The 12,877-nt window shown below is 40.9% G+C and carries 14 protein-coding genes; 13 read left to right on the top strand and 1 reads right to left on the bottom strand.

The features are described 5' to 3' along the window. The first annotated feature begins 2 nt into the window (after window positions 1-2). From HM131_RS00930 to rsmI, 10 genes are all read left to right on the top strand, one after another. The gene (locus HM131_RS00930; protein ID WP_157130885.1) at window positions 3-1,433 is read left to right on the top strand and encodes an aminotransferase class I/II-fold pyridoxal phosphate-dependent enzyme; all 1,431 of its coding nucleotides are present in this window, start codon (window positions 3-5) and stop codon (window positions 1,431-1,433) included. Window positions 1,434-1,436: 3 nt separating this feature from the next. After that, a complete protein-coding gene (tmk, locus tag HM131_RS00925; protein ID WP_085027045.1) occupies window positions 1,437-2,075 on the top strand; it encodes a dTMP kinase in 639 nt (212 codons plus the stop codon). Window positions 2,076-2,120: 45 nt separating this feature from the next. After that, window positions 2,121-2,450 (top strand): cyclic-di-AMP receptor, encoded by a 330-nt coding sequence (locus tag HM131_RS00920; RefSeq protein ID WP_085027043.1) that lies wholly within the window; start codon window positions 2,121-2,123, stop codon window positions 2,448-2,450. Window positions 2,451-2,465: 15 nt separating this feature from the next. Continuing rightward, window positions 2,466-2,906 carry a YaaR family protein gene (locus HM131_RS00915; protein WP_085027041.1) on the top strand — a complete coding sequence of 147 codons (441 nt, stop codon included), beginning with the start codon at window positions 2,466-2,468 and terminating at the stop codon, window positions 2,904-2,906. A 15-nt stretch (window positions 2,907-2,921) separates the two neighbouring features. Continuing rightward, entirely contained in the window at window positions 2,922-3,908 is a 987-nt protein-coding gene (gene holB / locus HM131_RS00910) for a DNA polymerase III subunit delta' (protein ID WP_085027039.1), read from the top strand. A 7-nt stretch (window positions 3,909-3,915) separates the two neighbouring features. Beyond that, a complete protein-coding gene (locus tag HM131_RS00905) occupies window positions 3,916-4,743 on the top strand; it encodes a PSP1 domain-containing protein (protein WP_085027038.1) in 828 nt (275 codons plus the stop codon). A 16-nt stretch (window positions 4,744-4,759) separates the two neighbouring features. Then, window positions 4,760-5,107 carry a DNA replication initiation control protein YabA gene (gene yabA / locus HM131_RS00900; protein ID WP_157130735.1) on the top strand — a complete coding sequence of 116 codons (348 nt, stop codon included), beginning with the start codon at window positions 4,760-4,762 and terminating at the stop codon, window positions 5,105-5,107. A 547-nt stretch (window positions 5,108-5,654) separates the two neighbouring features. Continuing rightward, entirely contained in the window at window positions 5,655-6,398 is a 744-nt protein-coding gene (locus HM131_RS00895) for a tRNA1(Val) (adenine(37)-N6)-methyltransferase (protein ID WP_085027034.1), read from the top strand. Beyond that, entirely contained in the window at window positions 6,388-6,672 is a 285-nt protein-coding gene (locus tag HM131_RS00890; protein WP_085027033.1) for a GIY-YIG nuclease family protein, read from the top strand. The genes HM131_RS00895 and HM131_RS00890 overlap by 11 nt, the downstream gene beginning before the upstream one ends. Continuing rightward, window positions 6,656-7,531, top strand: a complete 876-nt coding sequence (gene rsmI, locus HM131_RS00885) for a 16S rRNA (cytidine(1402)-2'-O)-methyltransferase (protein ID WP_085027031.1) — start codon at window positions 6,656-6,658, stop codon at window positions 7,529-7,531. The genes HM131_RS00890 and rsmI overlap by 17 nt, the downstream gene beginning before the upstream one ends. 127 nt (window positions 7,532-7,658) lie before the next feature. Here rsmI and HM131_RS00880 read toward each other — a convergent pair whose 3' ends face one another. Continuing rightward, a complete protein-coding gene (locus tag HM131_RS00880) occupies window positions 7,659-7,937 on the bottom strand; it encodes a transition state genes transcriptional regulator AbrB (RefSeq protein ID WP_085027029.1) in 279 nt (92 codons plus the stop codon). A 428-nt stretch (window positions 7,938-8,365) separates the two neighbouring features. Here HM131_RS00880 and metG point away from each other — a divergent pair, with 428 nt between their 5' ends. From metG to HM131_RS00865, 3 genes are all read left to right on the top strand, one after another. Then, window positions 8,366-10,324: a methionine--tRNA ligase gene (metG, locus tag HM131_RS00875; protein ID WP_085027027.1), complete on the top strand. Its 1,959-nt coding sequence runs from the start codon at window positions 8,366-8,368 to the stop codon at window positions 10,322-10,324. A gap of 258 nt (window positions 10,325-10,582) precedes the next feature. Beyond that, window positions 10,583-11,353, top strand: coding sequence for a TatD family hydrolase (locus tag HM131_RS00870; protein ID WP_085027025.1), 771 nt, complete (start codon window positions 10,583-10,585; stop codon window positions 11,351-11,353). A 210-nt stretch (window positions 11,354-11,563) separates the two neighbouring features. Next, window positions 11,564-12,829 (top strand): G5 and 3D domain-containing protein, encoded by a 1,266-nt coding sequence (locus HM131_RS00865; RefSeq protein ID WP_157130734.1) that lies wholly within the window; start codon window positions 11,564-11,566, stop codon window positions 12,827-12,829. The last annotated feature ends 48 nt before the right edge of the window (window positions 12,830-12,877 follow it).

Genomic DNA, 12,877 nt, shown 5'->3' with positions numbered 1-12,877 from the left:
CAGTGAGCAGTCAATGTAAAACCCCATTATATGATGCACTAGTAGAAAACAAAAAGAAAAATCCTCTATCTTTTCATGTGCCAGGACACAAATATGGTCAAGTGTTTTCCCAACGTGGTAAAGAGGATTATTCAGCAATATTAACCATAGATGCTACAGAAATTAACGGTCTGGATGACTTGCATGCCCCTGAAGGAGTCATTAATCAAGCACAAAAGCTAGCTGCAGCGTTTTTTCAATGTGAGCATACATATTTCTTGGTAAACGGAACAACTTCAGGTAACTTAGCCATGCTCCTCTCTATATGCGGTCCTGGAGATGATATTATTGTCCAGCGTAACTGCCACAAGTCTGTGTTAAATGGCTTAGAACTGGCAGGTGCTAAACCTATATTCATAGGACCTGAATATGAAGAGGAGACTAAACGGTACAGCAAAATAACACTATCTGCTGTTCGTAAGGCTCTGAAGACTTATCCCAAAGCCCGAGCGATTTTTTTAACCTATCCTGACTACTTTGGACGTACTTATCCGCTTCAGCAAATTATTAAAGAAGCCCATGCCCAGGGAATTCCTGTGTGTATAGATGAGGCCCATGGTGTCCATTTTCAGTTAGGAGATCCATTTCCACCTTCAGCCTTACAATTAGGGGCCGATATGGTTGTTCAATCCGCTCATAAAATGGCACCTGCTATGACTATGGCATCTTATCTGCACGTTCAGGGTAGGCGTGTAAATCGAATGAAAATCGAACATTATCTTCAAATGCTTCAATCCAGCAGCCCATCCTATCCTTTAATGGCAAGTCTTGATTTAGCTCGTTATTATTTGGCTCATTGGAAAGAAGAAAAAAAACGGGAGACTCTCCAGTTCATAGAGCAAATCAGAAGCGTTTTTGAATCCTACGAAGGCCATTGGTCCGTGCTTCCTGTTACCTCTTATGATGACCCTTTAAAAATGACTCTAAGGATCAAAAAAGGGACAGGGTTCCAAGTCATGAAGGAATTTGAAAAAGTAGACATCCATCCTGAAATGGCTGCATTCGATCAAATTCTTTTTACTTTCGGACTTGCTCCAAGTCTTCCCGTTGACCGGTTGAAAGAGTGCCTGGATAAAGTCGATTCTCAATTAAAATATGAGAAAAACCGTGCTACAATAAATATTGATCAAATTTCGTTTCCGGAAATTGAAACTTTAGTAATGCAGTACTCTGAAATGAGTGGAAGTACCGGGAAAAAAACGGACTGGGATGGAGCAGTGGGGAAAGTGTCCGCAGAAGCTGTTATTCCTTACCCACCAGGAATTCCATTATTATTAAAAGGAGAACGTATTACAGATGAGCATAAAAAACGTGTGCTCTCTTTAGTCCAAAAAGGGGCACGCTTTCAGAATAAGAATATTGAACAAGGGATACGTGTGTTTAAAGGAGAATGAATAGTGAAGGGTTTATTTGTTACATTTGAAGGTGGTGAAGGGGCAGGAAAATCATCTATGCTCCAAGAAATCGGGAAAGATTTACGACAACAAGGGTACCCTGTATTAGAAACAAGAGAACCTGGCGGGATTGAGATCGCAGAAAAGATACGTGAGGTTATTTTAAATCGCTCTCATACAGCAATGGACGGTCGAACAGAGGCTTTGCTCTATGCAGCAGCCCGCAGACAGCATCTCGTCGAGAAAGTGGTACCTGCACTTCAGTCAGGAAAAATCGTCTTATGCGATCGTTTCATTGATTCAAGTCTTGCTTATCAAGGATACGCAAGAGGATTAGGGATGGATGAAGTTTACAAAATTAATGACTTTGCTATTGAAAACTGTATGCCAGACCTGACTCTATTATTTGATATCGATCCAGAAGAAGGACTACGCCGAATCACTGCTAACAAAGGACGGGAACAAAACAGGCTTGACTTGGAAAAAATTGATTTTCATCAAAAGGTTTATGAAGCCTATCATCAGTTAGCTGAGCGTTATCAGGAACGTATAAAAATTATCAATGCTGGTCAGTCTTTTGACAAGGTAAAAGAGGAAGCGGAAGAAGTTTTAAAGAATTATCTTCCATCAAAGCATGAATGAGTTTGTTATAATAGGGATAAACACCCAACCAGGAGGGGTTTTCCGATGAAAATGATCATTGCTGTTGTTCAAGATAAGGACAGTAATCGGTTGACGGATGCATTAGCGGAAAATAAATTCAAAACCACCAAATTATCAACGACTGGTGGTTTCTTAAGAGAGGGAAATACAACGTTCATGATTGGCTGTGACGATGAAGATGTGGATGATGCGCTTGATATCATCAAGAAAAATTGCAGCCAGCGTGAGCAAATGGTCGCTCCTATTTCTCCAATGGGAGGAAATGCGGACTCTTATATTCCGAAACCAGTGAAGGTTGAAGTAGGTGGAGCAACTGTATTTGTTCTTCCAATTGAATCCTTTTTTCACTTCTAACGAAGGAGCTTTAGAATGAAAGTTAGTCAAGAAATGCGGACACAGTTGGATTCAGCTAAGAAACCATCTTCCAAACAGCCGCAAGGACGCTCCAATTTTGACACCCTAGTCCAGTCTCAAACGAGGCAATTACAAGAGGCTCAATTAAACCAGCTGATGAAGAAGATAAGTTCACAAGGGGATCGATTGGTTCGCACGCGCTCTTTTAAAGACTTAGCTAAGTATAAACGGCTCATCAAGGAGTTTATTAAGGAAGCTGCACAATCCGGGATGAGTCTAAAACATTCCCATAGCTGGAATCAAAATGGCCAAACCCGTAAATTAACGATCGTAGAAACTGTAGATGATCAATTGAAGCAGCTGACGGAGATTGTCATTGAGCAAGAAAGGCGATCGATTGATATGTTAGGGATGATTGGAGAAATCAAAGGTCTGCTAATTAATTTATATACGTAAGGACGGAATGGCTTTATGCAGACATGGAAAGAGATGAAAGAAATTCAGCCTTTAGCTGCCCAGATGCTTATGAACAGCTTTAAGAAAGACCGAATTTCTCATGCCTATCTTTTTCAGGGGAGCAGAGGAACCGGCAAAAAAGAATTGAGTATATTATTTGCTAAAAGCATCTTTTGTAAAAACCGGACTGGAGCTGAACCTTGTCTAGAATGTAGAGACTGCCATCGGATTGATTCCGGGAACCATCCTGATCTTCACTGGGTAGAACCCGAAGGACAGTCCATTAAAAAAGAACAGATTCTTCACTTACAAAAAGAATTTACCTATACAGGGATGGAGTCTAACCGTAAAGTTTATATCATCGTAGATGCAGACAAGATGACGACAAACGCATCCAACCGTCTTCTTAAATTTTTGGAAGAGCCGAGCCAGCAAACAACTGCGATGCTATTAACGGAAAGTGGACAGACCATTTTGGATACGATTCGATCCCGGTGCCAGCTGCTTGCTCTTCAGCCGCTGAATTCGAGAAGAGTGGAAAAAATGCTCATAGCAGAAGGTGTTTCCGAATCGAATGCAAAACTATTGGCGTCCCTTACAAATAATTTGACAGAAGCCCTGGAAATGAATGAAGATGAGTGGTTTGCTAATGTTCGAAAATTAGTGATACAATTAATTGAAGTGCTTCAAAATAAACCAAATGAAGGACTTTTATTTATCAACCACCAGTGGATGCCTCATTTTAAAGAACGTAAGCATTTACAGCGAGGTCTTGACGTGTTGATGCTTTGGTTCCAGGATATCATTAACCAATATTTGGACCGGGAAGATTCTATTGTGTTTATAACAGAGAGAGAAAAACTGGAACAGGCAGCGATGAGATGGTCACGTCAATCATCCGCTCAATGCTTAAGTTATATACTTGAGGCGAAACGAAAGATAAATCAAAATGTCCATCCTAACTTAGTGATGGAGCAACTTACCCTTCAACTACAGAGGTGATGATCGAGTGATCGAAGTTGTAGGTGTCCGATTTAAGCAAGCGGGGAAAATTTATTATTTTGATCCTGGCGAAATGAAAATGACGACAGAAGATTATGTCATTGTCGAGACAGTACGCGGGATTGAGTTCGGGAAAGTTGTCATTGCTAATAAATCCGTAGACGAAGAAGATGTCGTCTTGCCTCTTAAAAAAGTCATCCGTATTGCAGATGATAAAGATAAAGTAACCGTGGATGAAAACAAGGACAATGCCTCAGAAGCTTACCGCATTTGTGAAAAGAAAATTCGTGAACATAAATTGGACATGAATCTTGTTGATGTTGAATATACGTTTGACCGTAATAAAGTGATTTTCTACTTTACCGCTGATGGACGGGTTGATTTCCGTACATTGGTAAAAGATTTAGCTTCTGTGTTTAAAACCCGGATTGAACTGCGTCAAATCGGGGTGCGAGACGAAGCGAAGATGTTAGGTGGAATTGGTCCGTGTGGACGGATGCTATGCTGTTCCACTTTCTTAGGTGACTTTGAACCTGTATCCATAAAAATGGCCAAAGACCAAAATCTATCTTTAAATCCAGCAAAAATTTCGGGCCTATGCGGTCGTTTAATGTGCTGCCTTAAATATGAGAATGATGATTATGAAATCGCTAAGAAAGAACTGCCTGATTTGGGTGAAAGCATTGCGACTTCTTTCGGAAAAGGAAAAGTGGTCGGCTTGAATATGCTTGAGCGTATGGTCCAAATCGAATTCCGTGATAAAGAACGTGTTCTTGAGTACTCCTTACAAGAGTTGATCGATGAAGGAGTCGTTCAAACAGAAGCCACAGAGTAAAAGGGTGGAGTCAAGCGTGAAAAAGAAAGCCATATTTGAACATGTATCCCATTTAGAAAGCCAGATTGGTGAGCTGTATGAACAGCTTGGCGATTTAAAAAAGCAGCTTGCTTATTTGCTGGAAGAGAACCAGCATTTATCGCTTGAAAATCATCATTTAAGGCAGCGATTAGATAAGGAAACAGAACAGGAAAAACAGAAATCATCCAACTCTAAACAAGACCGGGGACCGGCTGTTGGAGAAGGTTACGATAATTTAGCACGACTCTATGAAGAAGGTTTTCATATTTGTAATTTACATTTTGGCAGTCCCAGAGATGAAGATTGTTTATTCTGTTTATCGTTTTTAAACAAAAAGAAATAATCCCAGGTCCAAGCCTTTCCTTGCTCAACCGAGGAAGGGCTCTCTTTATATAAACAACTCTTTTAAACAATGTTTTATTATTAGGATTCATTACATTACGTTAATTAGCAGGATTAAGATTGTGTGTAGAAAGGGAAGTTGGGGAAGGAGTCGCTTTCCGTGGGCGTACGGTGAGCTTCCTCGGGCTTCGCCCTGTGGGATCTCACTCTGTACTATTATCCCACAGGAGTCTCCCCCTTCCCCAACTCTCCATGCCAAAACTATTTCTCGGGATTCTGCTAGTGTAGTCCCTTTCCAAGGAAAACAAGTTGGTAGCACTGAATCACAACATTAGTAGGCTGAAAACCCTCTGCTATACAAGAATTGTTAGAGCTCTTTTATAACGTATCGGGGATGGGAAAACGGCGAGACTCCTGTGGGAAAAACATGATAGGTGAGACCCCGGAAGACGAAGTCTGAGGAGGCTCAGCACATGCCCACCGAACGGGAGCCGTTTTCCCATTCACCATCATTTCAATGTTTATAGTACAAGAAAGGAAAAGAAAATATGGTTCAATTGTATGGAGATGAACGAATCGATTATCTATTAGCGGAAGAAAATATGAGAATTATCCAAAGCCCCAGCGTATTCGCTTTTTCTTTAGATGCAGTTTTGCTGGCAGATTTCACGTACGTACCGAAAACGCGAGGTAAAATTCTTGATTTATGTACGGGAAATGGAGTTATCCCTCTGTTTTTATCAAGAAGGTCAAGTGTTCCTATTACAGGGGTGGAACTACAGGAACGCCTCTACGATATGGCTCTTCGTAATGTCGAATTAAATGGACTAGAAGACCAGCTAAGTATGATACATGGAGATCTAAAAGACATGCCGGCCTATTATGGCAATCGCAAGTTTGACCTTGTGACATGCAATCCCCCTTATTTTCCAACTCCAAAATCAGATGAACAGAATCTCAATGAGCATTTCGCCATCGCCAGACATGAGATTTATTGTTCGCTTGAAGATGTCATTGAATCCTGCAGCCGTCTTGCTAAATCTGGCGGTAAGGTATCGATGGTTCACAGACCTGATCGATTGGTCGAAATTATTGAGCTGTTTAAGAAGCATAAGCTTGAGCCGAAGCGCATGCGTCTCGTTTATCCCAAAGAGGGCAAAGAAGCAAATATTTTATTGATTGAAGGGACAAGAGACGGTAAACCAGGCCTAACTATCCTTCCCCCTTTATACGCACTTACGAACGAGAACGAATATACTCCGGAATTAAAGGAAATCCTTTATGGAAAATGAGCATGTCGTTTATGTGCTTCGGTGTAAAGATCAAACGCTTTATACAGGCTACACGAATAACTTAGAGGCTCGTTTACGAAAGCATGAAGAAGGAAAAGGTGCGAAATACACTCGTGGGAGAGGTCCCTTCATTTTAGAAGCTGTAAAAACCTTTGAAACAAAGAAAGAAGCGATGCAGCAGGAATATCGGGTAAAGCGAATGTCTCGTTCCCAAAAAGAAGCGTGGATTATTGGAGAATCAGAAGGGAGCATGGTGGATGAAAATACAAAATAGTTTTAAGGATGAGGAGCAGGGAGCTCTTTATATCGTGCCGACCCCGATCGGAAATTTAAATGATATGACTTTTCGTGCAGTAGAAACGTTGAAAAACGCTGACGCTATTGCAGCGGAAGATACCCGGAATACTAAAAAACTGCTGAACCACTTTGATATCCATACCTCTCTGATTAGCTATCATGAACATAATAAACAAACGAGAGGGCCTCAATTGATTGATCAGATTAGCGCAGGGGATCGGATTGCGGTCGTGAGTGATGCTGGGATGCCTGGCATATCTGATCCAGGATCGGATTTGGTTCGCCAAGCCATTCAAGAAGATCTTCCTGTTATCGTTTTACCTGGAGCAAATGCAGCTCTTCCTGCACTAGCTGGTTCAGGGCTTTCAACAGATCGGTTTCAGTTTTGTGGCTTTTTGCCACGAAAAAAGAAAGAGCGGGAAGCTGAATTAACAGCGCTTAAAAATATATCAGCGACTATTATTTTTTATGAATCTCCCCATCGTCTAAAAGAGATGCTCCGTCATGTACGGGAGATATTCGGAGATCGGCAAGCCACATTAGCCCGTGAATTGACGAAGCGCTATGAAGAATATGTTCGAGGCAGCCTGGAAGAATTGGTTAACTGGGCTGAACAAGAGGATGTTCGAGGCGAGTTTTGCATCATCGTAGAGGGGGCAGAGGAACAAGAAAGGGAAGACGATTTCTGGTGGACCCATTTATCGATCATTGATCATGTCAATCATTATATTGAAACGGAAAACATGAAAAGTAAAGAAGCCATCAAGCAAACCTCCGTGGACCGTAAAATGTCAAAAAGAGATGTCTACCAAGCCTACCATGTAGAAAAAGACTAAAGACATCATAAAAACCCCTTACTGTCAGGCCTGTTAACAGTAAGGGGTTTTGTTCGAACATATGTCATGTCGTCAATGAGTAACCTTTGTAGTCGTCTCTCTATGTTTATCTTTCTATTTATCTATTTTATTTAGTTAGGTTTGACTGAATTTCTTGTAACAGCATTTGTGCGCCTTCTTTAGATAGCACAAGATTGCCGTTAGCAAGTTTCATATTTTCGTCTGAAACTTCCCCAGTCACATGACAAGTCATGTTAGGCTTGTACTTTTTAAGGACGATGCGATCATCGTCAACATAAATTTCCAAAGCGTCTTTTTCATTGATTCCTAGTGTGCGACGAAGCTCAATCGGGATAACCACGCGACCAAGTTCGTCAACTTTACGTACGATACCTGTAGATTTCATTTTTCTGTCTCCCCTCAATCAAAAGTATTTTCGTCATCGTTCGACATATGTCTCGACATAATAGTACCAACCATTCCCAGACGTGTCAATTCTTTAAATTGTATTTTTATTTCCAGCACTTTATACCGGTCTGGGTATAAAAGTGAAGGGAAGATGACAATAATTCCAGGCCTTTTTCTGGAATGGTTCACTATAGTGTGTATTCCATAAATGGTTGAAAAATCCATCTATAGATTTACATATAATTTTACCAGAGTATTTACATATGTTAAATGTAAATATTCGTTGTTTTTGACAGTTTTACGTAAAATTCGGTATATTTTAATGTTAGGAATGGAAATACAGAAAATAAATCGATAGAATGATACAATAATCATTATGAATTACGCAATGCATTCATTGTATGGAATTTAAGAGGAGGGAAAACGATGCCTGAGGAGAAAAATACTTTTTATATTACAACCCCGATTTATTATCCAAGCGGGAACTTGCATATAGGGCATGCCTATACGACTGTAGCTGGTGATGCTATGGCTCGATATAAACGTTTAAGAGGGTACGAAGTGATGTATCTGACAGGAACGGACGAGCACGGTCAGAAAATCCAACGTAAAGCGGAAGAAAAAGGGGTGGCCCCTCAAGAGTACGTGGATGATATCGTCAGCGGTATTAAGGATCTATGGGATAAATTAGATATTTCGTACGACGATTTTATCCGTACGACACAAGAGCGTCATAAAAAAGTAGTTGCTAAGATTTTTGATTACTTGATGGAAAAAGGGGATATCTACTTAGACGAATATGAAGGATGGTATTGCACTTCCTGTGAATCCTTCTTTACAGAACGCCAGCTGGACGAAGGCCATTGTCCGGACTGCGGAGGACCTGTAGAAAAAGTTAAGGAAGAATCCTATTTCTTTAAAATGAGCAACTATGTAGATCAGCTGCTGGAGTTCTATGAACAGAACCCCACGTTCATTCAACCGGAGAGCCGAAAGAATGAAATGATTAACAACTTCATCAAGCCCGGTCTTGAAGACTTGGCTGTCTCCCGTACCACATTTGATTGGGGCGTAGGTGTTCCAGGAAACCAAAAGCATGTGATCTATGTGTGGATCGATGCTTTGAGTAACTATATTACAGCCCTGGGCTACGGTTCAGAGGAGGACACTCGTTACCAGAAATTCTGGCCAGCAGATGTTCAGCTTGTAGGAAAAGAAATCGTGCGATTCCATACGATTTATTGGCCAATCATGCTGATGGCACTTGACCTGCCACTACCTAAGCAAGTTTTTGCTCACGGATGGATCTTAATGAAGGACGGAAAGATGTCCAAGTCGAAAGGGAATGTCGTAGACCCCGTTCAATTGAGCGATCGTTATGGATTAGATGCCCTGCGTTATTATTTGCTGCGTGAAGTTCCATTCGGTTCTGATGGTGTCTTCACACCTGAAGCATTCGTAGAACGGACAAACTACGATCTTGCTAATGATTTAGGTAATCTGTTGAACCGCACAGTGGCGATGATCAGTAAGTATTTTGATGGGGAAATCCCTCAGCTTACACTTAGCGAAGATGAATATGACAAAAATCTTGAGCAGCTTGCTGAAGAGACTCGTCAGTCAGTCGAACAGTCTCTTGAAAACATGGAGTTCTCTGTAGCTCTCGCAGATCTATGGAGATTTGTCAGCCGGACAAACAAGTACATTGATGAAACACAGCCTTGGATCCTTGCTAAAGATGAAAGTCAAAAAGAGCGTCTGGGCAATGTCATGGCTCACTTAGCGGAATCACTTCGTCAAATTGCCGTTATGCTTCGCCCATTCTTAACTCAAACGCCAGAGCGTATTTTCAGCCAGCTGGGCGTAACTTCTGACGAACAGAAGTCTTGGGAAAGTTTGAATCAATTCGGAGCGATTCCGGCAGGGACACATGTCCAAAAAGATGACCCAATCTTCCCTCGTCTGGATGCTGAAGAAGAAACGCAGATCATCAAAGATATGATGAAAAAGCCAGCTCCTCAAAAGGAAGAAAAGAAAAAAGAAGAGAAGAAAGCAGAAGAAGTGACGATTGATGACTTTGCCAAGCTTGACTTCCGTGTAGCAGAAGTAGTGAAAGTGGATAAAATCAAAAAAGCGGACAAGCTTTTGAAAATCCAGCTCGATCTCGGTACTGATGAACAGCGTCAGGTTGTTTCAGGAATCGCTGAACACTACACTCCTGAAGAACTCGTCGGTAAAAAAGTGATTTGTATCACGAATCTGAAGCCAGTGAAATTGCGTGGAGAGCTCTCACAAGGAATGATCCTTGCTGGAGAAGATGAAAACGGCAAACTTGCTTTAGCTTCAATCGACCAATCTTTAAGTAACGGTACAAAAGTTAAATAAAATATAAAAAGGGGAAGCAGATGTGCTTTCCCCTTTTTATAGGTTTTGTAATACTTCTCTCAGTTACTTCACGACCGGGTCCAGGAGTGAAACGACTTACTGTCATGAAGCTAAAAGTATTTTCCACATCAAACTGGATTGAAAAAATCCTTTTAAGTCGGTTTCGTTTTTCCAGTCAAGTAGGATGAGTGATGGGAAATTTCCAGACTAATATGGGACATTTAACAGAATCTCTATAACAAGAAAGGTGGTATTTCGATGCTTTTCGATACACACGTCCATTTAAACGCAGATCAGTTCGAAGATGATTTGGAAGAAACGATCCAGCGAGCAAAAGAAGCGGGAGTTCATTACATGACAGTTGTGGGCTTCGATCGAAAAACGATCCCGAAAGCAATGGAGATCGCTGAAAACCATGATCACATTTATGCAGCGGTCGGATGGCATCCGGTTGATGCCATAGATATGACCCAAAAGGACTTAGATTGGATCGAAGAACTTTCCTCTCACCCGAAAGTGGTCGCCATTGGTGAAATGGGGTTGGATTATCATTGGGATAAATCTCCAGCCGATGTTCAAAAAGATGTTTTCCGCAAGCAAATTCGTCTTGCTAAAAAAGTGAAAATGCCGATTATTATTCACAATCGAGAAGCAACAGATGACATCGTTGAAATTCTAAAAGAAGAGAATGCAGAGGAAGTTGGCGGAATCATGCATTGTTACAGCGGTCCGGTCGAAACGGCGCAGGAATGCATAGATATGAACTTTATGATTTCTTTAGGCGGCCCTGTAACATTCAAAAATGCAAAGCTCCCTAAAGAAGTAGCCAAAGCCGTAGATATGAAACATTTGCTTGTCGAGACAGACTGTCCATTTCTTGCACCGCATCCTAACCGCGGGAAGCGAAATGAACCTGCTTACGTTAAACTAGTTGCTGAGCAAGTTGCTGAATTAAAGGAGCTTACTTTTGAAGAAGTGAGTGAAATTACAACAGCAAATGCGATGAAATTCTTCAGGATTAAAGCCTAGGTGGAGGACTTTTGATCTAATGTTACAAAACCACATTAAAATTGTATGGGAATTGTAACATGTTTGTTATGTTAATCTCATAGGTAAAAATGCATAATGGAGGAGTCAGCGAATTTGAAGCTGGCTCCTTTTTTATTTAAGGAAGCCTGCTTAATTTTTACAATTGCATAACTGCAAGATTACGCTGATTTTAGAAAGGAGGCAAAAGTGGTGGGAATTAAGAATAGTTTCAAATCGATTTCAAAACGAAAATTGATTTTTGCATTTACAATTGCAATCCTATGCATGGCCTTTTTGACAAAGGTAACATATGAAGCTACTAAAGCTTCGGTACAAGTGACTATTGATGGTGAATCAGAAATTATCCGCACTCATTCTAATACTATTAGCGATTTACTGTCAGAGGTTAATGTCACCGTACAGCCACATGATGAACTTTCGCATAAGTTATCCTCAGAAGTTAAAGATGGAATGGATGTAAATTACATACCTTCTAAATCTATAAGTGTAACCATAGATGATCAGGAAAAGAAATACCACACCACTGCAGACACAGTCGGTGAATTTATCGAAGAAGAAGAGATTAGTCTTAAAGAACAAGATGAGGTGTCGCATCAATCAGATACTACGATTGAAGCAGGAATGGAACTGCAAATTGATAAAGCGGTACAAGTCGTACTAGATGATGCTGGAGAAGAAGAGAAAGTATGGACAACAGCTTCAACTGTAGGAGATTTTCTAAAAAATCAGGAAGTCACATTGAATGAGCTGGATGAATTGAAACCAGCCAAAAGTGACTCATTAACAGAGGACACGAACGTTACAATAACCAGAGTCGAAAAAGTGACAGATGTTATTGAGGAAGAAGTGGATTATTCAGTAGAAACTCGTAAAGATGACTCTTTGCCTAAAGGGGAAAGGGAAGTCGTTTCTGATGGAGAAAAAGGGTTAGTGACCAAGAAGTATGAAGTTACTCTTAAAAACGGGGAAGAAACAGATCGTGAACTGTTAAAAGAATCCGTGGAGAAAGAGAGCAAAAAGAAAATTGTAGCTGTGGGCACAAAAGTAGAAAAAACTTATACGGCAGCATCAAATGATTCAAGCTCTCAGGAGGCAAGCTCCTCTTCCAGCTCTGAATCTTCCAATGAAGCAACAACTGTCGTTTCACGTGGTGAGGAGAGCGAATCCAAAACCCTATATATGCATGCAACAGCTTATACAGCAAATTGTTCAGGGTGTTCAGGGATAACAGCAACGGGGATTAACCTTAAGGAGAATCCAGATAAAAAAGTTATCGCTGTCGACCCAAGTGTCATACCGCTCGGAAGTCGAGTGTGGGTTGAAGGGTATGGATATGCAGTCGCTGGGGATACAGGCGGTGCCATTGACGGAAACCGTATTGACTTGTTTATGTCTTCTAAAAGTGAAGCTTTAAGTTTTGGGAGTCGAAACGTCAAAGTGAAAATTTTAGACTGATGGATAAAGCAGAGGAATGGCTCCTCTGCTTTTTTCGCTTGTGCACAC

It is taken from the genome of Halobacillus mangrovi (assembly GCF_002097535.1).
Lineage (GTDB): Bacteria > Bacillota > Bacilli > Bacillales > Halobacillaceae > Halobacillus > Halobacillus mangrovi_A.
Note: the sequence above shows the minus strand (reverse complement) of the source record. Positions and strands in the feature narration are given on the sequence as shown.

What these genes read in the sequence shown, in the direction of transcription:
- HM131_RS00920 (WP_085027043.1), top strand. Translation starts at nt 2,121, where the DNA reads ATGAAAATGATCATTGCTGTTGTTCAAGATAAGGACAGTAATCGGTTG.
- HM131_RS00915 (WP_085027041.1), top strand. Translation starts at nt 2,466, where the DNA reads ATGAAAGTTAGTCAAGAAATGCGGACACAGTTGGATTCAGCTAAGAAA.
- holB (WP_085027039.1), top strand. Translation starts at nt 2,922, where the DNA reads ATGCAGACATGGAAAGAGATGAAAGAAATTCAGCCTTTAGCTGCCCAG.
- HM131_RS00895 (WP_085027034.1), top strand. Translation starts at nt 5,655, where the DNA reads ATGGTTCAATTGTATGGAGATGAACGAATCGATTATCTATTAGCGGAA.
- HM131_RS00890 (WP_085027033.1), top strand. Translation starts at nt 6,388, where the DNA reads ATGGAAAATGAGCATGTCGTTTATGTGCTTCGGTGTAAAGATCAAACG.
- rsmI (WP_085027031.1), top strand. Translation starts at nt 6,656, where the DNA reads ATGAAAATACAAAATAGTTTTAAGGATGAGGAGCAGGGAGCTCTTTAT.
- HM131_RS00880 (WP_085027029.1), bottom strand. Translation starts at nt 7,937, where the DNA reads ATGAAATCTACAGGTATCGTACGTAAAGTTGACGAACTTGGTCGCGTG.
- metG (WP_085027027.1), top strand. Translation starts at nt 8,366, where the DNA reads ATGCCTGAGGAGAAAAATACTTTTTATATTACAACCCCGATTTATTAT.
- HM131_RS00870 (WP_085027025.1), top strand. Translation starts at nt 10,583, where the DNA reads ATGCTTTTCGATACACACGTCCATTTAAACGCAGATCAGTTCGAAGAT.